23 protein-coding genes are annotated in these 25,107 nt (G+C 48.4%); 18 read left to right on the top strand and 5 right to left on the bottom strand.

Features of this window, described 5'->3' with window-relative positions:
* Window positions 1–68 precede the first annotated feature (68 nt).
* Genes QEH59_RS06870 through QEH59_RS06860 form a run of 3 tightly spaced genes read right to left on the bottom strand, consistent with a single transcriptional unit; the run spans window position 69 to window position 4,489 of the window.
* A complete protein-coding gene (locus tag QEH59_RS06870) occupies window positions 69–785 on the bottom strand; it encodes a PP2C family protein-serine/threonine phosphatase (RefSeq protein ID WP_308984625.1) in 717 nt (238 codons plus the stop codon).
* Window positions 786–813: 28 nt separating this feature from the next.
* On the bottom strand, window positions 814–2,883 hold the full coding sequence (locus QEH59_RS06865) for an ATP-dependent DNA helicase (protein WP_308984624.1): 2,070 nt from the start codon (window positions 2,881–2,883) through the stop codon (window positions 814–816).
* A 1-nt stretch (window position 2,884) separates the two neighbouring features.
* Window positions 2,885–4,489, bottom strand: coding sequence for an NAD(P)/FAD-dependent oxidoreductase (locus tag QEH59_RS06860; RefSeq protein ID WP_308984623.1), 1,605 nt, complete (start codon window positions 4,487–4,489; stop codon window positions 2,885–2,887).
* 91 nt (window positions 4,490–4,580) lie between these two features.
* On the opposite strand from QEH59_RS06860, the gene QEH59_RS06855 reads away from it, so the two are divergent.
* The 5 genes from QEH59_RS06855 to QEH59_RS06835 all read left to right on the top strand — a co-directional run bounded on the left by QEH59_RS06855 (window position 4,581) and on the right by QEH59_RS06835 (window position 8,384).
* Complete coding sequence (locus QEH59_RS06855) at window positions 4,581–4,862, top strand: acylphosphatase (RefSeq protein ID WP_308984622.1); 282 nt, start codon at window positions 4,581–4,583, stop codon at window positions 4,860–4,862.
* 93 nt (window positions 4,863–4,955) lie between these two features.
* Window positions 4,956–5,843, top strand: coding sequence for an ABC transporter ATP-binding protein (locus QEH59_RS06850; RefSeq protein ID WP_308984621.1), 888 nt, complete (start codon window positions 4,956–4,958; stop codon window positions 5,841–5,843).
* 2 nt (window positions 5,844–5,845) lie between these two features.
* The gene (locus QEH59_RS06845) at window positions 5,846–6,688 is read left to right on the top strand and encodes an ABC transporter permease (protein ID WP_308984620.1); all 843 of its coding nucleotides are present in this window, start codon (window positions 5,846–5,848) and stop codon (window positions 6,686–6,688) included.
* 83 nt (window positions 6,689–6,771) lie between these two features.
* Window positions 6,772–7,566, top strand: a complete 795-nt coding sequence (locus QEH59_RS06840) for a tetratricopeptide repeat protein (RefSeq protein ID WP_308984619.1) — start codon at window positions 6,772–6,774, stop codon at window positions 7,564–7,566.
* Window positions 7,566–8,384, top strand: coding sequence for an inositol monophosphatase family protein (locus QEH59_RS06835; RefSeq protein WP_308984618.1), 819 nt, complete (start codon window positions 7,566–7,568; stop codon window positions 8,382–8,384). The genes QEH59_RS06840 and QEH59_RS06835 overlap by 1 nt, the downstream gene beginning before the upstream one ends.
* Here the strand turns inward: QEH59_RS06835 and QEH59_RS06830 are convergent.
* Window positions 8,361–10,028, bottom strand: coding sequence for a putative manganese-dependent inorganic diphosphatase (locus QEH59_RS06830; RefSeq protein WP_308984617.1), 1,668 nt, complete (start codon window positions 10,026–10,028; stop codon window positions 8,361–8,363). The genes QEH59_RS06835 and QEH59_RS06830 overlap by 24 nt on opposite strands.
* 125 nt (window positions 10,029–10,153) lie before the next feature.
* Window positions 10,154–10,879, bottom strand: coding sequence for a prepilin-type N-terminal cleavage/methylation domain-containing protein (locus QEH59_RS06825; RefSeq protein WP_308984616.1), 726 nt, complete (start codon window positions 10,877–10,879; stop codon window positions 10,154–10,156).
* Between the two features lie 247 nt (window positions 10,880–11,126).
* Here QEH59_RS06825 and nuoB point away from each other — a divergent pair, with 247 nt between their 5' ends.
* From nuoB to QEH59_RS06760, 13 genes are read left to right on the top strand one after another with little or no spacing between them, the layout of a single operon-like run.
* On the top strand, window positions 11,127–11,678 hold the full coding sequence (gene nuoB / locus QEH59_RS06820; protein WP_308984615.1) for an NADH-quinone oxidoreductase subunit NuoB: 552 nt from the start codon (window positions 11,127–11,129) through the stop codon (window positions 11,676–11,678).
* A gap of 3 nt (window positions 11,679–11,681) precedes the next feature.
* Window positions 11,682–12,296 carry an NADH-quinone oxidoreductase subunit C gene (locus tag QEH59_RS06815; protein ID WP_308984614.1) on the top strand — a complete coding sequence of 205 codons (615 nt, stop codon included), beginning with the start codon at window positions 11,682–11,684 and terminating at the stop codon, window positions 12,294–12,296.
* A 9-nt stretch (window positions 12,297–12,305) separates the two neighbouring features.
* Window positions 12,306–13,547: an NADH dehydrogenase (quinone) subunit D gene (nuoD, locus tag QEH59_RS06810; protein ID WP_308984613.1), complete on the top strand. Its 1,242-nt coding sequence runs from the start codon at window positions 12,306–12,308 to the stop codon at window positions 13,545–13,547.
* 58 nt (window positions 13,548–13,605) lie between these two features.
* Window positions 13,606–14,097, top strand: a complete 492-nt coding sequence (locus QEH59_RS06805; RefSeq protein WP_308984612.1) for an NADH-quinone oxidoreductase subunit NuoE family protein — start codon at window positions 13,606–13,608, stop codon at window positions 14,095–14,097.
* A gap of 35 nt (window positions 14,098–14,132) precedes the next feature.
* A complete protein-coding gene (gene nuoF / locus QEH59_RS06800; protein ID WP_308984611.1) occupies window positions 14,133–15,497 on the top strand; it encodes an NADH-quinone oxidoreductase subunit NuoF in 1,365 nt (454 codons plus the stop codon).
* Between the two features lie 3 nt (window positions 15,498–15,500).
* A complete protein-coding gene (locus tag QEH59_RS06795) occupies window positions 15,501–17,255 on the top strand; it encodes an NADH-quinone oxidoreductase subunit G (protein ID WP_308984610.1) in 1,755 nt (584 codons plus the stop codon).
* Between the two features lie 21 nt (window positions 17,256–17,276).
* Window positions 17,277–18,422 (top strand): complex I subunit 1/NuoH family protein, encoded by a 1,146-nt coding sequence (locus QEH59_RS06790; RefSeq protein WP_308984609.1) that lies wholly within the window; start codon window positions 17,277–17,279, stop codon window positions 18,420–18,422.
* A gap of 5 nt (window positions 18,423–18,427) precedes the next feature.
* Entirely contained in the window at window positions 18,428–18,976 is a 549-nt protein-coding gene (locus QEH59_RS06785; protein ID WP_308984608.1) for a NuoI/complex I 23 kDa subunit family protein, read from the top strand.
* Window positions 18,977–18,985: 9 nt separating this feature from the next.
* Window positions 18,986–19,528, top strand: coding sequence for an NADH-quinone oxidoreductase subunit J (locus tag QEH59_RS06780; protein WP_308984607.1), 543 nt, complete (start codon window positions 18,986–18,988; stop codon window positions 19,526–19,528).
* 5 nt (window positions 19,529–19,533) lie between these two features.
* Window positions 19,534–19,839 carry an NADH-quinone oxidoreductase subunit NuoK gene (nuoK, locus tag QEH59_RS06775; RefSeq protein WP_308984606.1) on the top strand — a complete coding sequence of 102 codons (306 nt, stop codon included), beginning with the start codon at window positions 19,534–19,536 and terminating at the stop codon, window positions 19,837–19,839.
* Window positions 19,840–19,843: 4 nt separating this feature from the next.
* On the top strand, window positions 19,844–21,694 hold the full coding sequence (gene nuoL / locus QEH59_RS06770; protein ID WP_308984605.1) for an NADH-quinone oxidoreductase subunit L: 1,851 nt from the start codon (window positions 19,844–19,846) through the stop codon (window positions 21,692–21,694).
* Window positions 21,695–21,747: 53 nt separating this feature from the next.
* Entirely contained in the window at window positions 21,748–23,307 is a 1,560-nt protein-coding gene (locus tag QEH59_RS06765; RefSeq protein WP_308984604.1) for a complex I subunit 4 family protein, read from the top strand.
* Complete coding sequence (locus QEH59_RS06760; RefSeq protein ID WP_308984603.1) at window positions 23,307–24,815, top strand: NADH-quinone oxidoreductase subunit N; 1,509 nt, start codon at window positions 23,307–23,309, stop codon at window positions 24,813–24,815. The genes QEH59_RS06765 and QEH59_RS06760 overlap by 1 nt, the downstream gene beginning before the upstream one ends.
* Window positions 24,816–25,107 lie beyond the last annotated feature (292 nt).

Raw genomic sequence — 25,107 nt, 5'->3', positions numbered from 1 at the left:
ATTAATAATTACGATTGGTGTTTTTTTGCTTTGGTCGCCGATTGCTGCGGATGCTTTTCGCCCCGGAATTACGAAATATACACGACGATTAGGGTGATATTGTCCGGACCTTCGTTCTCATTAGCCATGAGTGTGAGTCGTCGACAGGTTTCCCGGGGGCTTTGTGGGCGGGCAAGTTCTTCTTTGATGTGGTCGGCTGAGAGCACTTTATTGAGTCCATCCGTGCAGAGTAATAATCGGTCACCTGCCTGGACGCTGATCTGTCTATTTTCGACCCGTAGTGGATTGCCCTGACCGATACAGCGAGTTAGAGTATGCTGATATTCGGGGGGCATAATGGCCCGTGCTGCTTCGCCTTCTCGATCGATTAGCTCCTGCTCCATTGTGTGATCGATTGTCAGCTTTTCGAGGTCTTCGCCACGAAGTAAATAGGCGGCGGAATCACCTACATGGCCAATGAATAATTGATTACCCACGATTTGCCCGATGGTCAGGGTGCTGCCAATGCCGGTAAAGGGATGTGCATCGTTACCTTCTTGAGTGATTATTTGATGAATGCCAAGCATGAGGTCATTGAGATCGACGCGTTCTTCGGCCGAGTTGACTTGACTCATTGTTCGCTCAAGCAGTTGGACGATGCGCTGACTGGCTTCGGCGCCTCCTGGAAGCCCTCCCAAACCATCGGCGACGGCATAGAATTGATGCGTGTCGTTTAAGAAGAGGGAGTCTTCGTTCGCTTGGCGAACTTTGCCTTGATCAGATATGCCGTAGGAGCTGATTTGCATTAAGAGTAGTTAGATGAATGAAGACACACTATGCGAATACGGAATCCCGATTTTCGCGATTGAAACGCTGGTAGTTTTGAACTGGCAGAGCTTCGAGGAAGCGCGCACCATATGGTTTGTTTAATATCCGCGAGTCCAATATGACAATATTGCCGCAATCTTCGTTGCGCCGGATTAAGCGGCCGATGCCTTGACGGAATTTAACCAAGGCCTCAGGTACGGTCATTTCGGCAAAAGGGTTGCCGCCGCGCTCACGTATGTGTTCGCTGCGGGCTTCGCTGACCGGATGGCTTGGGTTTTCGAAGGGGAGGCGCGCTATGATGACCTGCGAAAGTGGCTGTCCTGGGATATCGACTCCCGTCCAGAAGCTGTCGGTGCCGAAAAGCACACCATTGCCGGCAGCAGCAAATTTCCGAGTGATTTCTGTACGCGCCATTTGATGACCTTGGCTGAAGAGAGGGCGTTGGATTTTGTTGAAGAAATTTTCGGTGCGATCGCGAACTTGGCGTAGATCGAAATGGCTGGTGAACAACACTAAGGTGCCGCCTTCGACGCGGCGAGCACACCAGCAGATCATATTGGCCAAATAATCGAGATCGAGGCGGCCTTGGCCAGGCTCAGGCTGGGGGGCATCACTGGCAATGTAAATGTGGCAATTGTCTTGGTAATTGAATGGGGAGTCGACGATCTCGCTATCGGCGATTTGGCCGCCAACGGTCTCTTGAAAGGCATCCATATGGTTGCCATCCGAGAGGGTGGCGCTGGTTAGCACCGCTGCGGTTCCTCGCTGGAATATGTGCTTGCGCAGGTAGGGGGCGACATCGAGTGGGGCGCTGCGTAGGGTAATGATTTGGCCCTTCTTTCCTCCGCGCTCAAGCCATTGCACGTGGTCCTCTTCGGCGAAAGTAATAAAGCCATTAATGGCATCTCGATAACTTAGAATGCGACGGCGGTGATCGCGCAGTTCATCTTGGGCACGTTCGTCGTCGCTCTTCTGTATGAGAGCTCCTAGGCGTTCGGCCACTTCTTTGAGGGGACCAGTGAGGATATTATCGCAGAAGTCTGGTTTGTGAATGCGTTGGATGGGCTTTCTTGCGAGGAAGGTGTCGCCTAGGTAACTGAAGAATTCATGAGCTGCGTCGATCGCATTTGTGACTGCATCTTGGTCCCAGGCTTGTCCATGGCGTCGAAGGCTGCCGCGATTGGTGCGTTGGTTATAGATGCGCTTGAGTGCGCGATCTACCGCGAAAGAGCTTACGTGGGTGCCAAAATGATCGGTGGCGATTGCCGGAATACGGTGCGCTTCGTCCAGCACCACAAAATCATCAGCGAGCAGAATGCCGCGTACCTTACCTTCTGGCTGCATGCCCGCATTGATGAGTGAGAAAAGCAGGCTGTGGTTAACGATGACGCAGTTGGCGGAGAGTAGTTGTTTGCGGGCGCGCTGATAAAAACAAACTGCAGGATCACAATTCTTTCGGGAGCAGGTGGAGCTGTCGGCATTGACAGCATCCCAAATGTCAGGCAGGGGGGCGGGAGAGAGCTCCTGGATCACTCCATTCTTGGTGGTCGCTGACCAGGTCGCAATGCGCACGAGGTCTGCTTTTTCGTCGTTTTTAAACAATTCTGTTTGTTTAGTGGATTGTGCATCTTTGAGCGCATTGCTGAGGCGGGTACTGCAGCAGTAGTTGCCCTTGCCTACCATGAGCGCTGTTTTGAAAAGGGCATAGCGTCGTAGTGCGGGCACCCGGGTAAAAAGATCACGGCAGATTTTGAGATCTTTTTCACGAATCTGCTCCTGCAAACTGATGGTGTGGCTGGAGATAATAAAGGGGCGCTCACTGTTGACTGAGTGAATGATACCGGGAACCAGGTAAGCGAGGCTTTTACCCACTCCGGTGCCTGCTTCGAAGAGAAGTGGCTGATCGGATTCCAGAGCCGTGGCAACCGAGAGTGCCATCGCCTCCTGTTGGGGGCGATGATCGAGATGCATTTCCGTTTGTAGGTAACCGCCCGCCTTGAAGATGTTCTCGACTAGGGTGACTAGGTAGCCTTTGGCCATGGGGGCACTGCCGGAGCTTTCAATGAGGCCAATCATATTATGGAGTCGTGATATTTGTCGCGACGGCTTCCGCACAGCGAATTCCGTCCAGTGCGGCGCTGACGATTCCGCCGGCAAATCCTGCACCCTCACCACATGGATACAGGCCGGTGACTTCGGGGTGTTGTAGGCTTGCGGCATCGCGGGGAATACGCACTGGTGAACTGGTGCGGGTTTCAAATCCGATTAGGTTACATTCGTCCGTTATGTAGCCACGCATTTGCTTGCCGAAAATATCGAGTCCACGACGCATGCGAAGGGTGATCCATTCGGGAAGAATTTGATCGATGCGTGCGGGGGTGATGCCTGGAAAGTAGCTGGTTTCAGGCAGGTTGGTGGAATTGGCGCCTTTTAGAAAATCAGTCACGCGTTGTCCGGGGGCAATTTGGCCGCCGCCGCCAAATTGTTTGGCGGCCTGTTCGAGCGATTTTTGAAAAGCAATGCCAGCGAGCACGCCGTGTTCGGGTCGTTGAGCAGCGGTGTCTTCCGGCTCGACGGTGACAACCATGCCACTGTTTGCGAAGGGAGAGTCGCGACGCGCGAGACTCATGCCGTTTACGACCACTTCGTCATTTTCAGTTGCAGCTGGCACTATGAAACCGCCGGGACACATGCAAAATGAGTGTACGCCTCGGTTGTCAATTTTCGTTGCGAGGCGGTAACTGGCCGCGGGGAGTAAATCCGGACGGGCTTTGCCGCGGGCTGTGTGATATTGCAGACTATCGATGAGTGCTTGTGGGTGCTCAATCCGCACGCCTACAGCGAAAGGTTTTTGCTCCAATCGGATGTTTTGCGCGTATAGCTGAGCATAAATATCACGTGCCGAGTGTCCGGAGGCGAGAATGACTTGTTGGCTTAGGAATTCACGGCCATCAGTGGTGCGTACGCCGACAATACTTTGCTTATGTATTAGAAAAGAGTCTACTTTGGCGCCAAAATGTACTTCGCCACCTGCGTTACGTATTGATTCCCGCATTGCCATGACCACTTTAGGTAAGAGGTTGGATCCAATGTGTGGGTGCGCGTCGATTAAGATGCGTTCCGGTGCGCCGTGAGCGACCAGTGTTTCGTAAATCGTGCGCACAGGTCCACGTTTGGTCGCACGGGTATAGAGCTTGCCGTCGGAAAAGGTGCCCGCTCCGCCTTCGCCAAAGCAGTAATTCGAGTCTTCGATGACACGGCCTTCTTTCAGAATTGGCCCTAGGTCGAAACGGCGTGTCGAGGCGTCTTTGCCGCGCTCAAGAATAATCGGGTAGAGACCCAGTTCAAGACAGCGTAGGGCGGCGAAGAGTCCAGCGGGGCCACATCCGACGATAATCACTTTGGATGCATTGGCTGGAACTGGTTGATAGTGAGGGGCTAATTCTGGCTCAGGCGGTAGCAGCTTACCGAGGCCGACTTCGAAGCGTAGCTGCACCTTTATGGTTCTTTGGCGGGCGTCGATTGAATGCTTGCGTAGTCGTAAATCCACGACTTGCTGTACTTCGCATCCCAATTTAGCCGCGACTGCAGTTTTTTGTGCACTTGTGTCTTCGGACTGCTCCAGTGGCAAAATGATGTCGATCAGCGTCGGGGCTGTGGAATCTGAGGAGGCGTTTGTCATGTGTCAGTTCTTATCTCTGCGCTTAAAAACCTATGAGACAAGGCCTAATGCACTTGCATCCAGGTAGAATCTATTAACCTTTAGTTAACTTATGAATAATCATGTTTTTCAAATGAATTGCTGGTTTGAAGGCCATGTGCAAGGTGTCGGTTTTCGCTATCAGACAGTGTCAGTGGCCAAGGGCTTTGATGTTACCGGAAATGTGCGTAATTTGGTTGATGGTCGAGTGCATCTTTATGCTGAGGGAGAGCAGTCGGAGGTGCTTGCCTTTCAGGCTGAAGTAGCGTCTGAATTACAAAATTATATCCGTGGAGCAGAAATTAAGACTGATCGGGGACCGCGTGCTTGTCAAAATTTTCGAATCGAACAATAAATTATAGTGTCTTCGCTTGCACAGCCTTGCGTAGTACATAATCCAGAATGTTTAGCCTGTGTACCACACTACTTTTCAACCCTCCTTTAGTATATGAACAACCCCGCAATTCGTATTCAGAATTTAACCAAAGACTTCTCGGTCGGTATTCGAGGCGTGAAGCTTCGCGCCGTGGACAATTTGTGCTTGGAAGTCGGCGATAACGAAATTTTTGGACTACTTGGGCCCAACGGGTCGGGCAAGAGCACGACCATTAAAATTATCCTTGGCTTACTCGAGGCTTCCACGGGGACGTGCGAAATCTATGGTAAACCAAGTAAGCAAGTTGATGCGCGTCGAAGTGTTGGTTTTTTGCCGGAGGCACCTTATTTTTATCGCTATTTAACTGGCCGTGAGCTGGTGCGTTATTACGCGCGTATTTGTATGGTGCCGCGAGCGCAGATTGGCGATGCCGTCGACTCAGTGATCGAACTCGTTGGTATGACCGAAGCTGCGGATCGGCGTGTTGCTACATATTCCAAAGGTATGTTGCAGCGTATCGGCTTGGCGCAGTCTTTAGTGCATGATCCACAATTGGTGATGCTGGATGAACCCACCGCTGGTGTGGACCCTCTCGGCTCAGCAGCAATTGCTGATATCGTGCGTGAGCTTAAGCGTCGTGGAAAAACTGTGCTGCTTTCATCGCATTTGTTGGCACAAATCGAGGGACTGTGTGATCGTGTTGCAATCTTGCACCGGGGCAAACTTGTGCGTGAAGGTCGAGTCGCTGATTTGGTTGAAGAGAAAGATGCGGAATCGCTGGTGGTCGAGGGCTTGAGCGCCGAAGGACGAGCAGCGGTTCAAGCTGCAATTGAAGCTCAGGGAGCGCGTCTGGCTCGTGTTGAAAAGCCGCGTTTGAGTTTAGATGCCTATTTTTTGAAAGAAGTGCATCAGCGTGAGAGCGAACACGCAGCGAATAATGATAGTGAAGGGAGCAATTAGGTATGAGCATCTTAGATTCATTTACACGTATACGTTTGATTGCGGGCACGACTTTTCTCGAAGCGGTGCGGCAAAAATTCTTTAATTCACTTTTGATTATATCGATTGCTCTGGTGGGAAGTTCGACTTTCTTTCAGCAATTTGATTTTGGTACCGGAGAATTGAAGTTTATTACAGATTTTGGTTTCGGTGCGCTTTTCTTTTTTGGTTCCATCTTGTCGATCACCGCGACTACCCAGCTCTTCTTTTATGAGATGGAGAACCGTACTGCACTAACGATGTTGGCTAAGCCGGTGTATAAGCTGGAATTCCTTGCTGGTAAGTTTTTGGGCGCTCATTTGCTAATGCTGAGTTTTACTTTTGTTATTACCTTAGTTTTGAGTGCGATTTTATATTGGCGGGATACCGCACTGGTTGCTCGGCTAGGTGATGAAGTGATTTTAGATGGCCCCTTGGTTCGTTATGGAGATGTATTTCTATTTGGTTTCTTACAGTGGATGAAATTCGGTATTCTGGCAGCTATGACGCTTTTTGTCGCAAGCTTTTCCAATACCAATTTATATACTATTATTGTTTCTTTTTTCTTACTGATCATTTGTCAGCTTCAGTACATTGCACGTGATGCCTACTCTGGAATGGAGGCTGGCTGGGAGCGTTTTCTTGTCTTGGGGCTTGGTTTGATTTTTCCCAATTTCCAACTATTTAATATTGGGGATCAACTCGTATTTGATGTGGATCAAGCCTTACCGCTTAGTACTGTGCTGCAACTTGTAGGCTATGGTGTGATTTATACGGTGGCTTTTCTGTTACTTGCTCAAGTTAATTTTCGTCGTCGGGAAATCTAGAGATGAGTTTACTCCAACATCCTCTTACACTTCGGCTCAGGCGTATTTTGTTTGTTTTGTTGATATTGTCCTTACTGGGTCTATTGACACGACCGCTTGAAGGCCCTGCTTGGCGGGTCGTTAAGTCCGGGCAGCCTGAGATGAACTTGGAGGCCATTGAAGGTGCCTTGGGACAAGGTCTCGTGGTCGGTGTGTTGGGAGGCTTTCGAGCTATTTTGGCTGATTTTCTTTGGATCCGAACAAATACTATATGGGAGCGGCGCGATCGTGTAAAGATGGATGCAATGGTTCGTTTGGTGACAACCTTGGATCCCCGTCCCGAGTTTTTTTGGATAAACGGTAGTCGCATGATTGCTTATGATGTGCCGAATTGGCGAATTCGGGAAGAAGGGGGCTACAGCGAGGTGCCGGAAGCGCGACAGCGGGCTATTGACTTGGAGCAATCCCATCAAGCCTTTGATTTGCTGGATGAAGCGCTTGAGTTTCATCCAGACCGAGCAAAGCTTTATTTGGAAAAAGGTCAGATTTATCTCAATCGTTTGAAAGATGATGCGAATGCAGCCAAGTGGTTTCTTCAGGCATCCAAGCAAGCGGATGCTCCATACTATGCAGCTCGAATTTATGCCGAATTGTTGCGCAAACAAGGTAAGAATGCAGAGGCTTACACATATCTTAAAGATTTACACCGTGAGCTGCCAAATGTGCCTTATGCACAAAAAGGAATTATATTGGAGCGTATTCGCGAGCTTGAGAATACGTTGGAGATTCCTTTCTGGGAGCGTTTTCAGGCTGTAGTAGAGCCAGTTTTGGAAGCGCCTAGGAAAGCACCGGCATTTGATGTGCCTGAGCCGCATGACCATGCGGGACATTCTCATTAATGAATCGCCAGGCTAAAGCACACCTTGATAGTCAGTTGCGTCATCGTATTAATGCGGGGCGTGTTGCGGTACGTAATCAGATTGCTTTTTTCGAGAGGCAGTTTGGCGACGTTCGATCAGAGTGGAAAGAAGATGATACACGGGTGACCTTTGCCGACTTTGCGATTTCAGAGAAGCTGTTTGCAGAGCTGCGACGTGATTTTCCTCGGGACGATTATTGCAGTGAAGAGGCGAGCCCACTGGATGAGACCTTGGCACTTGAGGCTCGTTTTGCCTGGGTTGTGGATCCGATTGATGGCACAAATAATTATGCCTTAGGCTGTTCTTTTTGTGCGATATCACTGGCGCTATTATTAGATGGAATACCAGTCTATGGTTTTATCTATGATCACAGTAGTCGAGATTTACTTGAAGGTGGACCTGATCGTGGATTATTGCGTAATCAGAAAAAGGTCGATCGTAATGCGACTGTGGCCGATGCCCAGGCGATGGTGGGTTTACATTTCCCGATGCCAAGTGAACAGCTGCAGAAGCTCGCTCCTTTGCTGGCAAAATTCCGAGTCCGCTGTATCGGGAGTGGCGCCTTAACGGCTGCGTATGTTGCCACTGGATACTTAACTGGTGTGATTGATTGTCGCGTTAAAGTATGGGATATTGCGGCTGCCTATGCACTCTGTCGGGCAGTTGATCTGCAATGGACCTTTGTTGGAGATTCACCGTTTCCGCTTCGAAGCTTTCATCCGCAGATGGGGTTCTCTCCTTATTATGCGGGAGCTGAGTCGTTTATGGCAGAGTTACAGAACTCCCATTGTTTTTAATAGTGAGGAAATGTAGGGAATTAATTGTTTCTTGCGGCTGACGATGCCGGATAGTTCGTAGATATTACTATGGCCTCGTTGCGGGTAGTTAATGGAGCTTTTGAGTTCATCATTACCTGCGACAACTAATAGTGAGTCCTGTGAATTGATGTCGGTGACCAGTAGGAAACTAAAGTAGAGTTCTTCTTTAGCCCGGTAAGCTTCCAGCGCTTGATCCAGTGCTTCTTCGTTCTTCCAGAAGTTATCGAAGCCCAGTTCTTCAATTTGTGATACTGAGAAGCGGAGTTCACCCTCATCGTATATTTTACAGTCGGAGCTGATGACTTGAGCTGGCTCACTATTGATAACGACGGATCCAGCAGTAAAGATTAGATCGGCTAAAGCTTTAGGCTCGATACCAGCGATTGGGGAAAGCCATTCAAGTAACTCACTCTCCAATGGAGTTGTGGTCGGGCTGTTTAAGAGTAAGGTGTCTGAGATGATGCCAGCCATTAAAATGCCTGCTATATTGGGTTCGGGGGTGAGCGATTGTGCCCGAAAGAGATCGGCGACGATTGAACAGGTAGATCCTACTGGGCGATTAATAAATAGTATAGGTTGGTCAGTTGGTATATTGCCAAGCCGGTGATGGTCTAATATTTCAGTGATTTGTACCTCTGCGGCTCCATTGACCGCTTGCCCCAACTCGTTGTGGTCTACCAGGGCGATCCGAGTATGACTTGGGCGCAGAATGTCACTTTTAGAGAAGACGCCGATAAGTTGTTTGTTGTCGTTGACGACGAGATAGAGGGGATCGTTGTTATTGGCGATACGACGCTTAACCGAGGAAATCCGATCTTCCGCACTAAAGCAACTGACTTCGGGGTCAATTAAGCCATCGATATGAGTCGCGGTGCGAATAATCCAAGAGGTGGTTGCCGAATCGTAAGGGCTGACGATGAGTGAGACGTTGCGCTCTTTTGCACGAGCGATGACATCTTCATCCACTTCCAGTGCGCCGGTAATGACGAGTAGGCGCACGCCGAGTTGTAAGCAGCGTTCTTGAATGTCCCAACGATCGCCAACGATGATAATGCTTCGATCGGAGGGGAGACCATGTTCCTTATGGTGACTGCCGAAGGATCGAATGTCCATGGCGCCAATGCGCACATAAAGCTCTTCGAGCTCGTCTTGATGGTCGGCATGTAGCACTTTGGCGTTTAGTGAGTCGATGATTGACTGGACGCTTGTGTGCACGCGACGCATTGCGCGAGGCTCCCGTGGCTTCGGAATAAAGAATTCGCCTAATTGGAAAATGGATACCAAGCCTTCGATTTGCCCGTTTTGATCCACCACGGGAAGGGCGCGCACGTCATATTTGTCGATGAGCTCCAAGGCTTCAGCGCAGGTACTCTGCCGCGTAACTGTGAGCGCTTCGTTTTGCATTATGTTGCCCACGCGTGGTGTGACATCACCGATGAAGCGTGGTAGTGCGGTTTCGAAGCGCTCTAAAATGGCGTCGATTCTAGCGTTGGAATTGCCACAACGTGCGGCCACATATTCAGTCTGCCCGATCGCATGTTTGTAGGCCTCGTAGGCGAGGGCGGAGCAAATGGCGTCAGCGTCAGGGTTCTTATGACCAAAGATGTAAATGGGATCAGACATGTTAAGTCTCTAGTAAAGTGCCTCAGCTGCTTTCAACAATGCCAAAGTCATACATTTATAAAAAGAAAAGCCCCAACCTCTTAGTGAGGTTGGGGCTTATTAGATTAATCGTTTGTTAGGCCTTATTATTGGGATGAATTCCCGGTGTATTCGGGTGCTAACATGATGTCTTCAGAGTCGTGGATCTCTTGAATGTTGACTGTTAAAGAGCCATCATCTGGATCTACCAGCTGACCGTCTTCAGTGCCTAGTTCAGTATAAAAGGATACGTGACCGTCAAGGTATGCGATATGGCCGCCCAAGCCCCAAGGTGTGTATTGTCCCCAAGTGCCAGAAGTGGTGAGTCCGCGTGTCCAAATTAGAGGCGTGGTTGAAGTCGGTGCGTTGCCGCTGACGCCAATTGCGAAGTCGTAACCAACGGGGACTGCTTGTACCCACTCAGTTGCAGTTTGGAATGCATTGTCACTATCGCGATAGCCGACAATGGCAGGCAGTGTAGCGGAATAATCTGCAACAGCTGGGTCAGATTCGATGATCCAAATCGAGGCGTCGGTCAGGTCCGAGTTTTTCGCAAGAAATTGAGCGACTCCAGCGACATTATCCAAAGTAATGTCTGTGTCTGCATCCATTTTTGCTTTCGTCAGTGTGCGAACACGACCACCAGATGTTGAATAGGTCGCGTAGGAGACTGCGATTGAACGCATATTTGAAGATGATTTCGACTTATTGGCGACTTCCCGAACCTTACCAACGGCAGGAATAAGGATAGCGGCCAAAATACCGATAATCGCGATAACAGTGAGGAGCTCAATCAGGGTGAAACCTGAACGGGGGGTGGATTTAGTTTTCATAATAATAAACTGATGTTGTTGATAGGGGGTAGAAGAAGTTCTTAAAGACTTCAATTCATGATACAGCCTTCAAATTAGGCATGTTCCGTGCTCAAGTCCAACTATTTTTTACGAGATTATTGGGGTTATTTTTTAACTATATAAATAGTGTCCTGTCATAAATCTAAATTGTAGCTTGCATGGGATTGGGTGCCAACTAAGTTCCCTGAGCTTTGAGGATAGAGTCCGATTTGACGCTGAAATCAACATGCAAAAAACAAACGTAGCCTACGATAGCAAAGTGGAGGGTGAAGTCATTGTCACTCAAGCGGATGCTGTGATTAATTGGATTCGCAAGCATTCGGTGTGGCCGATGCCGATGGGTCTCGCATGCTGTGCGATTGAATTGATGGCTGCAGGTGGTTCACGCTTCGACATCTCTCGTTTCGGCATGGAAGTGATGCGGTTTTCGCCACGTCAAGCGGATTGTATGATTGTCGCGGGCACGGTGACTTACAAAATGGCAGAGGTGGTGCGACGTATATATGAGCAGATGGCCGAGCCTAAATGGGTCGTTGCCATGGGTGCCTGTGCTAGTACCGGCGGGATGTATCGCTCTTATGCCACTTTACAAGGGGTGGATCGTATCATTCCCGTCGATGTCTACATCAGTGGTTGCCCTCCGCGTCCGGAGGCGCTGCTGGATGCGATGATTAAATTGCAGGACAAGATTGGCCGGGAGCGCTCGGTCAAGAACTTGACCGAACGAAATGCCAAAACCGCAGACGCGAAACTGGCAGGAGCTGGAAAGGAAAGCTAAATCATGGCCGAGAGCGAATTTGCTCAATTGAAGGAGCGTTTTGACTATTTGACTGAGCGTGAATCTGCCGATCATTTGGCGGTGAATTGTCCCGCCGATCATCTGGTCGGGTTTTGCACTGCCTTGCGCGATGAGCTGGGATACGATCTTTTGCTGGATGTTACTGCAGTGGATTGGGATGCACAAAGTCCACGTTTTACTGGCATTTATCACCTGTTATCGACGACTAAACACGAGTATCTTCGGATCGCCGTGAATTGTGTGGATAGCATACATCCTAGCTTACCGTCGCTCAGTGGTGTATTTGCTGCTGCAAATTGGCATGAGCGCGAGACATTCGATTTGATGGGAATTCATTATGAGGGGCATCCGGATCTACGACGTATTCTGATGTGGGATGATTATCCGTATCATCCATTGCGTAAGGATTTTCCTCTGGCTGGTATCGAAACACCTCTTCCTGCGGATGATGTGGCTGAGGCGACCAATGCCAAGGTGCTGCCTGCGCCAATGGCTGGGGGCCCCTTCGTTTCATCGGCGGATGGTCCTATGAGTCAGACTGAGCCCCGTGCTCGCGATGAAAGTTGGAATGAGCAACAGGAGAAACCAGTAGAGTAATCTTTAGACATGGCAACGACCACAAAAGAAATTTCGATCGGCGATCTCGGGGCACGCAGTCACGGGGCCGAGCCTACGCTGCAAGGAGAGACGATGGCGTTAAACGTGGGACCTTCACATCCCACCACACATGGTGTGTTACGCTTGAAGATGGAACTGGATGGTGACATCGTCAAGAGCTGCGACCCCGTGTTGGGTTACTTGCATCGAGGCGATGAAAAAATCGCCGAGAATATGACGTATAATCAGTTTGTGCCCTATACAGACCGATTGGACTATCTTGCACCGCTGGCCAATAATGTGGCTTACGCCATGGCGGTAGAGAAACTCGCCGCCCTCGAAGTACCTGACCGTTGTCAGGCTATTCGGGTTTTATGCTGTGAGCTGGCGCGTATTTCGTCGCACTTGTTAGGAATCGGAGTCTATGGTATGGACGCTGGAGCGTGGACGGTTTTCATGTATACTTTTACGGAGCGAGAAAAGCTATATACGCTCTTTGAAGAGCTGACTGGTGCGCGCTTCACGACTAGTTATACTCGTATCGGTGGGGTGGCACGCGATATTCCTGATGGATGGTTGGGGCGTGTGCTTGAATTTTGTAAGGGGGTTCTACCTGTGTTGGATCAAGTGGATAAGTTGCTAACACGTAATCGTATCTTTATGGATCGTACGGTGGGTGTCGGTGCAATTTCCAAGGAAGATGCGATTACCTATGGTCTGACTGGTCCTAATCTGCGTGCCTGTGGGGTCGACCTTGATTTGCGTAAAGATAAACCTTATCTTGGGTATGAAAAATTTGATTTTGAAGTGCCAGTGGGTACCGCTGGAGATTGCTACGATCGTTACCTGATGCGTGCCGAGGAAGTTCGTCAAAGTGTGAGCATCATTCGCCAGTGCATTGACCAATTTCCAGAAGGCAGTTATTATGCGGAAGATGCTAAAAAGATTTTTGCACCACAGAAGGCCAAAGTGCTGACTAGCATGGAGGAACTGATTCAGAACTTCATGATTGTGACCGAAGGACCACAGATTCCTGCGGGTGAAGTTTATTTTGAGGCAGAAAACCCTAAGGGAGCCCTAGGCTTTTTTATCGTTTCCAAGGGGGGAGGTGTGCCTTACCGTTTGAAGATTCGTGGTCCATCTTTCTGTAATCTGAGTATTCTCGAAAAGATGATTCCCGGTCATTATATGACTGATATTACGGTGATACTTGGTTCGCTCGACTTCGTGATGGGGGAGTGTGATAGATAGATTGGGAATTAAAAATTAGGAGTAAAAAATAGGACAAATCTGATCTCTATCCAGGCAAATGAATTTAAAACCAGAAACAATCGAAAAGATCGACAAGCTTGTGCCACGCTATCCGACTGTGCGTAGTGCAGCGCTGCCGCTGTGCCATTTGGTGCAAGAGGATCAGGGCTACCTTTCACAGGAGGCGATGGAGTGGATCGCCGAGCGTCTGGGACTGCAGCCGATTAACATTATCGAAATCGTCACCTTTTACCCCATGCTACGTACCGAGCCTACTGGAGAATATCACGTGCGCGTATGTCGTACGTTGCCCTGTGCGCTGGCGGGTGCATATCAAACCTGCAAAAGCTTTGAAAAGGAGTTCGGTTGTAAGGTCGGCCATACGAGTGAAGACGGTAAAGTGACGCTTGAATTCGTCGAATGTCACGCAGATTGTGGCAAGGGACCAGTAGTGATGGTTGGGGAAGATGAATACACTGACATCGATCCGGAAAAAGCCGCTGAGATGGCGACTAAAATGAAGAACGGGGAGTTTCCCAAAGGCCTCTAACTCCCCTTCATACTTATAATTTTTTAATTTTAAAAATGGCACCTCAAGAAACCAGATTAATTTTCAAACATATCGACGAAGAAGGCTATACCAACGATATCGATTGTTATGTGAAAAACGGCGGCTACGAGCAGCTTAAGAAAGCTGTGACGATGAAGCCGGAAGATATCTGCGCGGAGGTGCTCACTTCTGGCGTACGTGGCCGTGGTGGTGCCGGTTTCCCCGCGGGGATGAAGTGGAAATTTCTCGACCGTAAATCGGGCAAGCCCATTTACCTTGTCTGTAATGCTGACGAATCAGAACCTGGTACCTTTAAAGATCGTCAGATCATTCATCAGGACCCCCACCAGTTGATCGAAGGCATGATGTGTGCTGCCTTTGCGATTCAAGCGAAGCTGGCATTCATCTATATTCGTGGTGAGTTTTTCCAAGGTTACAAAATTCTGGAGCGTGCGATCGAAGAAGCGCGTGAGAAGAATTTTCTGGGAGATAACATTCTTGGCTCGGGCTATTCCTGTGATATCATTGTGCACCGTGGAGCTGGGGCTTACATTTGCGGCGAAGAAACTGGTTTGATTGAGTCTTTAGAAGGTTTCCGAGCTAATCCACGCATTAAGCCACCATATTTTCCTGCGGCACTGGGTGCGTATCAGTGCCCGACCATCGTCAATAATGTGGAAACACTTTGTGACGTGAAGCACATCATCGAGATGGGCGGCGAAGGCTTTGCGAAGATCGGCACACCTGGCAATACCGGCACTCGTATTTGGTGCGTATCCGGGCACGTGCAGAAGCCCGGCTACTATGAGTTTGCCTGCTCGGATGTGACGCTGGGGCAACTGATATACGATGTATGCGGTGGCCTTAAGCCCGGACGCAAGCTTAAGGCTGTCATTCCTGGTGGTTCGTCCGCTAAGATTTTACGGGCGGATGAGCGTTTCACAGGTAAGCTGAAAGATGGCACTGAATTTGATTGGGGCATTGAAGATATTCCGATGGACTTTGATAGTTTGATGGCTGTCGGTTCGATGTCTGGATCGGGGGGGGTAATCGTCATGGACGATACCACTGATATGGTGGAGGCCCTGGCGAATATTAACTATTTCTACGCTCACGAGAGCTGTGGGCAGTGCACTCCGTGTCGTGAAGGGGTGCCTTGGATGCGTAAAGTTACACAGCGTATGGTCGACGGGGAGGCTCGCGAAGAAGATGCCGACCTGCTCAAATCCATTGCTGATCAGATTGCCGGTCGCACCATCTGTGCCTTCGGTGAGGCGGCTTCATGGCCGGTCCAAAGTTTTATCGCGAAATTTAAAGACGAATTCGTCGAGAAAGCCAAAGAGCAAGCAGCCCGTCGTAAGGAAGGCCAAGAAGTCGCGAAGGAGACTACTTTAATTTAGACCATGAACATTCAGAGCATCGTCGAAAACATCACCATTAATATTGATGGGCAGGATGTCGAAGTCCCCAAGGGGATTAACATCATAGAGGCCGTGAAGATGGTCGGCAAGGGCAAGGAAGTGCCACACTATTGCTACCATCCGAAACTCTCTGTGGCAGGTAACTGTCGCATGTGCATGGTTGAAATGGGCATGCCGATGCGTGATCGTGGCACTGGCGAACCGATTCTGGATGAGAACGGAGTGCAAAAGATCGGTTGGATGCCGAAGCCGACGATTGGTTGTGCTACCAATGCCTCGCCGGGCATGCATATCCGCACTAATTCTGAAATGGTCAAGGAGTCGCGTAATGGAGTGACGGAATTTTTATTGATCAATCATCCCTTGGACTGCCCAATTTGCGACCAAGCAGGAGAGTGTCGCTTGCAGGAGTTCTCCGCAGAGCATGGCCGTGGTTATAGTCGCTTTATTGAAAAGAAGAATGTGAAGCCCAAGCGCACGACGCTGGGGCCACGTGTCACACTCGATGACGAGCGTTGCATCCTTTGTTCGCGCTGCATTCGTTTTAGCAAAGAAGTGGCTGGCGACGATGTACTCGGCTTCGTCGATCGTGGTACTTACTCGACGCTCACTTGTTTTCCCGGGAAAGAGCTCTCACACAACTATTCACTAAACACAGTGGATATTTGTCCCGTGGGCGCACTGACTAGCACTGATTTCCGCTTTAAAATGCGGGTTTGGTTCCTGAAACGCACGCATAGTATCTGCACTGAAAGTAGCGTGGGAGCCAATACTGAGATCTGGAGTCGTGAGGGCAAAATTTATCGTATCACGCCGCGCCGTAATGACGCTGTGAATGATACATGGATGACGGATTCCGGCCGTGTGCTGTATAAAGCCATCGAGTCGGATGATCGTTTGACTCAATATACAATTGAAGGGGTACACAAGACAGTTGATGAAGTCGCAGCTGCGGCAGTGGAGCTTTTGCAAGCTAGGGAAGTGGCACTCGTGGCCTCTGCGCATAGTTCAGTTGAAGAACAGTTCTTTTATCAGAGCATTGCACAACGTAGTGGTGCGACAGTTTCCCTAGTCAGCCATTATGCTGAAGGTGATGGCTTGCTATTGTCAGAAGACCGGACGCCTAATTTACGGGGGGCATTAGTGACAGGCTTAATTCATCAGCTACCCGAGCGTGAGGCTAAGCTTGAAGCTCTTGCCCGTGATATTAATTCGGGTGCTGTGAAGACTATCTTTGTAGTGAACGAAGATTTAACCAAACTGGGCATCCATAAAGAGATGCTAGCTAAAGTTAAGGTGATTTATGTGGGGACGCACGCCAATGAAACCAGTGAAGTTGCGAATGTGGTGATTCCATCGCTGATGGTCTACGAAAAGGATGGTACATTTATCAATCAGAGTTTCCGTGTACAACGTTTTAAAACTGCCGTGCCTGGGCCGCGTGGCGTATTATCAGACTTTCATGTGCTTGAAAGAATCGCAGCACCTCTGGCTCAGGAAAAAGTGGCGCCTCTAAGTATAGATGATGTCTGGGAACGTATGGTCTCGAGAATCGCACAATTTGATGCTGCAATACGCTGGAGTGCACTGCCTGAAGAGGGAGTCGCTTTGGACGCATCTGCTTTTCTCGATCTTAATTTTGTGGAAAGTAAAAATCTTAAATTTGATCCCGTTGCGTTTAAAGAAACGTCCGCGGCACCCGCTGAAACGTCCGCCACTATTGCGACGGAGGCTTAAGCTATTGAACCAGTTTCTGATATGGAATTCTTAGACGCATCTCTGCCTTACATCATGCCGATTGTATATGCAGTCCTTATGATCTCTGTCTTTATGGGCCTTTGCAGTTACTCAGTGCTTGCTGAGCGCAAAGTGTCCAGTTGGATTCAAGGTCGTGTGGGGCCGAATCGTACTCGCGTGCCCTTAGTTGGGCACATTCCGATTTTAGGTAATGTTATGACTGGGCTCGGACTATTTCAGCCTGTTGCAGATGGTCTTAAATTTCTTTTTAAAGAAGAAATTGTTCCTGGGCATGTCAATAAAGGCTATTATTACTTGGCACCTATTATCGCACTTGCGCCTGCATTGACGACTATGGTTGTTTTACCATTTGGACGTTATGTTGATGCCGATGGCATTACGCAGCCCCTGGTCTTGGCTAATGTTGATTTAGGAATGTTGATCATACTGGGAATCTCCTCGCTTGGAGTCTATGGCATTGTACTGGCTGGTTGGTCATCGAATAGTAAATACCCCTTTCTCGGAGGTGTGCGCGCTTCCGCTCAAATGATTTCTTATGAGCTCGCAATGGGCTTGGCGCTGCTGCCGGTCTTTATGTGGGCGGCCAGTCCAGGTTATTACGATTCAGAAGGGTTATTTGTTGAAGGAAGTCGTTATGGAATGAGCCTGTTTGGCGTGGTGCAATCACAGCAGGCTGCATGGACGATTCTGTGGCAACCACTCTCTGCGTTGCTATTCCTGGTTGCGCTTTTTGCGGAAACCAATCGCTTGCCCTTTGATATGGCAGAATCGGAAACAGACCTCGTCGGCGGCTTCCATACTGAGTATGGCTGTTTTAAGTTCGGCCTTTTCTTTGTGGCTGAATATGCCCACATTATTATGGGATCGGGCATATTTGTATTACTCTTTCTCGGTGGTTGGAATTTTCTGCCATGGGTCGCGGATCCTTGGGGAGATGGCATCTTCGGGAGCGTGCTATCAGTTGCTTGGTTCATGGCCAAGGTGTTCTTTATGATCTTTTTCTTTATATGGATGCGTTGGACCTTGCCGCGTTTCCGTTACGACCAAGTGATGTCGCTTGGTTGGAAAATTCTACTTCCACTTGCTGTTGGTAACTTGGTGCTGAATACCATTATCATCGCACTTTACGATACACTCACCCGCTAAATCTAATGGCTAAGACAAAAGTTCTAGAACGTAAGCCGCTGTCCTTTGCGGAGAAAACCTTTTTGCCGCAGATTGTTACGGGCTTGAAGACTACCTTCACCAGTATGTTGCAGAAGGGAGTGACACTGCAGTACCCGGAGGAGCGTCCAACCATTCCTGATAACTATCGTGGCGTTCCCACTTTGGTTAAAGATCCGAATGGTCGTGAAAAATGCGTTTCTTGCCAGTTGTGCGAATTTGTTTGTCCCCCCAAGGCGATTCGTATTACGCCCGGGGCGATCGATACGGATGCGGAGCCTGAGCGTGCACATGTCGAGAAGGCGCCACAGGAGTTTGATATTAATATGCTCCGTTGCATCTATTGTGGTCTCTGCCAAGAGGTTTGCCCGGAAGAGGCAATTTTTCTTCAGGATATTTTCTCACTCTCTGGTTATTCCCGAGAGGAAATGATCAATAATAAACAGAAGCTTTATGAGCTTGGTGGCACATTGCCGGATAAGCACTTTAAGTGGGATAAAAAGAAATCCGCCGAGGCCGCAGGTAACGCACATTAATCAATTAAAATGATAGACATACTTTTTTACGTCTTTGCAGCAATTACGCTGACTTCGGCGCTGCTAATGGTGGTGAGTCCGAATGCTGTGAATAGTGCTATGTGCATGATCGTGGCATTTGTAGGCACGGCCGCATTGTTTGTGTTACTTGAAGCATACTTCCTCGCAGTGCTTCAGGTTCTCGTTTATGCAGGTGCGGTTATGGTGCTTTTTCTTTTTATTATCATGTTGTTGGATGTGGATAAAGAGACCAACCAGATTCTTAAGGATAAATTGACGCTGAGTGCATCGATTGCCGGTTTTGCGCTATTAGTTGTCTTGATCTGTTCCGCTTTTGCCGGAGGCCAACACTTGCCAGAGACTTCTTTGATGCCTGTGATGGAAAATCCTACTGGCGAGGGAATTGGCATACCTTTCACTACATCGGCTAAATCGTTTGGCTATAGTTTATTTACTAAGTATATGTTGCCGTTCCAAGTGACGGGCTTCCTACTGCTCGCTGGCATGATCGGTGTTATCGTCGTCTCTAAAAAACACTCTGCTAATTCCTAATTCTCATGACCGTAGGTTTAAATGCTTTTATATTGGTTGCCGGATTGCTGTTTGCAATCGGCTTGCTCGGAGTGATTCTTCGGAAGAATACGCTGATCATTTACATGTCCTTAGAGCTCATGCTCAACGCGGTGAATCTCGCGCTAGTCGCGTTTTCTCGCTATAACGGTACCATGGACGGTAACCTGTTCGTCTTTTTTATTATCACTGTGGCGGCTGCTGAAGTCGCCCTCGGCCTTGCTATTATTGTCGCGCTTTTCCGTCTGCGTCAGACAGTAATGGTTGATCAACTCACCGCCTTGAGTCGCTAGAAATATGACCGCCGCTCAATCTCTTCTCGCAGTTCTTATCACGCCCTTGCTTTCGGCAGCATTGATTGCATTTTTCTGTCGTCGTTTGGGTACAGTCGCTTCCACCATTTCGGTATTGGCTGCAGCTGGTATTTTTGTCTTTTCACTGATCGCCATTCGTGGCGCTGCTGGAGAGGATGTATCCATTTCCTGGACTTGGCTAAGACTTGGCGATTTCGAAGTCTCCATGGGCTTTCTCTTTAATGGTGTATCGGCCACTATGCTCACTATGGTGGGCTTTGTTGGCTTTCTGATCCATGTCTTTAGTCTCGGTTATATGGCTGAAGATAATGCGCGTGCTCGTTTTTTTGGTGGGCTTTCTATTTTCATGTTCTCGATGCTCGGCATTGTTCTAGCAGATAACTTGATAATGATTTTTGTGTTCTGGGAACTGGTTGGTTTCAGTTCTTATATGTTGATTGGTCACTATCTGAATACAGAGGAAGCGGCAGCGGCTTCCAAGAAGGCCTTTATCGTGAATCGAGTGGGAGACTTTGGCTTCCTTATCGGCATTGTTTATGCCTACTGGCACTTCGGCACCACTAACCTTAGCGAGATGCATGGCATCGTCGCAGGTAATCGCGAACTGATTAGCGCATGTATTGCTGCCTTATTGATGTGTGGCTTCATTGGTAAGTCAGCCCAGTTTCCGCTTCACGTTTGGTTACCCGATGCGATGGCAGGTCCTACGCCAGTTTCTGCTTTGATTCACGCCGCTACCATGGTCGCCGCGGGTGTTTACTTCCTAATTCGCATTCAATTTTTATTCCCGTCCGAAGTGCTCACTTTCATCGCATGGCTTGGTACCACCGTGGCAGTCTATGCCGGCTTCTGCGCATATGGTCAGAATGACATTAAGAAGATTCTTGCGTATTCAACACTCTCGCAGTTGGGGTACATGTCAGCTGCTTTTGGTCTAGGTTTTCCTGGTGTGGCACTCTTTCATCTGATTACGCACGCATTTTTTAAAGCACTTCTTTTCCTTGCGGCAGGCTCTGTTATTCACGGCTGCCATCATGAGCAGGATATCTTCAAAATGGGCGGGTTGCTCAAGAAAATGCCAATCACCGCGATTACCTTCCTGCTTGGTACACTAGCTCTTTGTGGTGTGTATGGGCTCGCTGGTTTTTACTCGAAGGATGCGATTCTTATTGCGGCTGGATTACAGCATTCGCCAATCTTCATTTTGCTCACTCTCGGGGCTTTTTTAACTGCAGGCTACATGGGGCGGCTTTTCTGGATTGCTTTCCTTGGTCAACCAAAGTCGGAGGCAGCATCGCATGCTAAAGAGAGCCCGCTGACAATGTTGGTACCATTGATTGTCTTGGCTGTTCTCTCTGTCGCTGGTGGTTGGATCGGATTCTGGCCAGAACAACTTGGTGGTTTGATTCGAGATAATCTTGAGCACTTACATCATTTGCCTGATTATGACACGATGCACCATCGAGTGCTGATTCTGGGCTCCGCAGCTTGGGTGCTTGGGCTGGTTCTTTCTCTATTCTTTTATCGGGCTGGGGCAAAAGAGGACCGCCTCGAACAGCAGGCGGCTCCAGTATACCATTTTCTTAAATCGAGACTTTGGTTTGACGAGATTTATGGTTTTTATGTAGCCAAAATTCAGCAACGTTTTGCACTTTTTCTCAGCTTTATTGATGTCTTTATAGTTAAAGGTATCTTCGTGCGCGGTAGCGCTGGCATCGTTGGACTCGTGGGTATGTGCTCTCGATCCCTTCACGATGGTAACATTCACAGCTACGTTTATTGGTTCCTAGCTGGCCTGGTTCTTCTTTGGGCGGTCGCTTCGGGACTTCTGTAAATTCAATTTTTCTTAGGTTAGATATGGGAAACCTCGATACGAATTCACTCTTTTTGCTTACTGCAATAATCGCCCCGCTCTTAGCGGGTGTGGTGTTGCTTTTAGGTGCACGTTTTAGTCCAACTACTATGCGTGCGATCGCTGTATTTGGTTTTGCTTGGCCGCTTATTATCGGCCTGTTGCTATATAGTCGCTTCGATCCGTCTTTAATTGGTGCATATAATTTCGAACTATGTCTGCCAACCGGTTTGGAGAGTATTGGCATTTATCTGCACTTGGGCTTGAATGGGATTTCTATGCCGCTCTTTTTATTGGCTGGGACTGTCGGTTTGGCCGCTGGTCTTTATGCCATGTATTCTAAGGCGGAACGGCCACATCTATACCTTGCTCTATTACTCTTTATGTTGGGTGGTTTGATGGGGACTTTTGCTTCGATTGATGTGTTTTTCTTCTACTTCTTCCACGAGTTTGCACTCATTCCTACTTTTTTGATGATTGGTATGTGGGGGGGCGTTGGTCGGCGAGGAGCAGCGATCGAGATGACGATTTATCTCACTTTAGGAGCGCTTCTTTCCTTACTTGGTTTGATTGCCTTGTATGTGCAAAGTGGTGCCGATTCTTTTTCATTAATAGAATTACGAAACTACTTAAGTGCACAGCCGCTTTCCGACACGGTGCAAAACAATATCTTTGCCTTACTTCTATTCGGTTTCGGTATATTGGTTTCGTTGTTTCCTTTTCACAGTTGGGCACCCAAGGGCTATGCGGTTGCACCAACTGGAGCAGCGATGCTGCACGCAGGCGTGCTGAAGAAATTTGGCCTCTATGGCTTATTGCAAATCGCGGCACCTTTGCTGCCCGCTGGAGCTGACCATTGGTTTCCATGGATCGTTTGGCTGGCACTTGGGAATATTATTTTTATTGGGCTCGTGACTCTGGCTCAAAAGGATTTGAAGATGATGCTTGGTTATAGCTCCGTGATGCATATGGGCTATGCCTTTTTAGGACTGGCTTGTTTTTCTGTCATAGGTGCGGGTGGTGCACTACTTCTGATGGTTGCACATGGTCTTTCAGTCGCGCTGCTTTTCATGCTCTCGACTTGTATTTACCATCGCAGTCAAACTTTCGACTTATCGGAGATGGGCGGGCTCGCGACTAAGGCACCCGTATTGGCTGCCTTTTTTGTGGCTGGCTCCATGGCTAGTATTGGACTGCCTGGATTTGGGAATTTCTGGGGAGAGTTTACTATCTTTGCAGCATTAGCGGAAACAGAACTCACTCGTTGGATCGTGGTGCCCGCTGCTACCGGGATTATTATTTCTGCGATTTACGGTTTACGTGCTGTAGCAAATATCTTCTTTGGGCAGCCTAAGGCAGCCTTTGTTGAGCGTTTACAGAGTGATCAGATTACTGATCTACAAGCCTTCGAGAAATTGTCTGCTGGTATTCTCATTGCCGCGCTTGTTTTGACAGGTATATTCCCACGAGTTTTTTCCGACGACGCTAACAGAGAGTTGCTGGAGCTGTATCCACAGCAACAAAGCCATTTGCCAGTCATCCATTCGGCCGTGCTATCTACTGACGTGGATACACACAAGGAGCTTACACACTAATGAACAAACTTCTTATAGAATTTTTGAGCGGTTATACCGCAACAAATCAATGGGCCGCCATTTTGCCTGAGATTATGATGGGCGTATTGGCGCTTTGCTTGTTAGCTGCCGAGATGGTTTTACCCAAGAATAGGCAAGCTTGGGTACCACGTTTGGCGATTTGGGGGCAAGTGCTGATTCTGATGATTGCCTTTGGTTTTGTTGGACGTTGCAGTATCGGGGAGTTTCAATACTTTAGCGGACTCATTACGCAAACAGATGTGACGCAAATTATGCGAGGCTTCTTTCTGGTGAGTTCGATTGCCGTTTGTTACCTCGGCCACATTTATTTGTCTAAACAGACTTTGCCGCAGACTGAGTTTTATGCCTTAGTACTGATCATTTCAGCTGGCATGATGCTATTGGTTCAAAGCACACATTTTGTGATGCTATTTGTTGCTTTGGAAACCGTGACCGTCGCTTTTTACGTATTGGTTGCCTATAGTCGCACCAGTCAATTTTCACTTGAAGCAGGTTTAAAGTATCTAATTCTAGGTGCGCTGAGTTCGGGTATTTTACTTTTTGGTATTGTACTGCTCTATGGTATTGCAGGCAATCCAGAGCTACTTGGTGCTAGCCGTGATTCGCTTAATTATGGAGAATTGATGAACTTTGTTATTCTTAATATGAATAACATGATTGTGAAGATTGGTGCTTTGCTAGTGATTGCGGGTGTATGTTTTAAGATCGGTGCTGTTCCTTTCCAAATCTGGGTGCCTGACGTCTATCAAGGAGCGCCGACACCAGTTACTGCATATTTGGCGGTGGCTTCCAAGGCCGCGGGTTTTATCGTATTGATTGAATTGGTACGTGGTCCTTTCTTTGGACTTCAAGATTTCCTAGTGCCCGTTCTTTCAGTCATTGCAGCTGCGACTATACTATTTGGCAATATTGCTGCAGTCGCACAGCGCAATGTGAAGCGTTTGATGGGCCTTTCCGGCATTGCACATGCAGGTTATTTATTACTTGGAGTTATTGCCGTGATGCGAGGAGTAGATTGGGCAGTCTACGCAGTAATTTTTTATTTGGTGACATATTTGTTGGCATCCTTTGCTGTTTTTGGAGTGATGTCGATTGCTGCTGGGGAAGAAGATGCAAATCAAGAGCTTGACCACTACGAAAGTTTTGCTCGTAAACGCCCTTTTCTTGGAGGTGTATTAGCATGCGGTCTTGGTTCTTTAGCAGGAATTCCTCCTCTGGGAGGCTTTATCGGTAAACTGTTTCTTTTTGTGGCTGCCTTTCAAGCGGAACTCTATGGCTTACTCATCATTGCCATCGTTGGTGTGGTGATTTCAATTTACTATTATTTCGGGTGGATACGAGAGTGTTATTTTTCCTCTTCATCCACAGCAGTGGTAAAAGATATTTCTTGTGGAGCTACATCAAGTGATCGCTTTCTATTAGGCGCACTGACAGTCGCTTCCATTGTGATTGGTATTCTGCCTGCAGCGCTTCCGATTATCCGCTAACGGGTATAATTTAATTATGTTCGACGTCTCTTTTTGATGCATATGCATTTAAAAGATGAACGTTGTTTTCCATTAAGACTTTCTCGCTTAACTCTTCTCCATGGGGGTACTGCACATTCAGGCAGAAATGATATGATAAAAACAAGCATCGGGATATTCGTTTACGAATTGTTGGCCCTATAAAATTCTGTTGAAGACTCCTATGTGGCTGAACCCTTGTAGTTCAGCGTCAATCCTCGGTTGACCTTCTGATTATTTAGGCTGTATATTTAAAATGCTTTTTCTTTACCCC

The sequence above is a fragment of the Thalassobacterium sedimentorum genome (assembly GCF_031127905.1).
GTDB lineage: Bacteria > Verrucomicrobiota > Verrucomicrobiia > Opitutales > Coraliomargaritaceae > Thalassobacterium > Thalassobacterium sedimentorum.
This window is presented reverse-complemented; position numbering and strand designations above follow the sequence as displayed.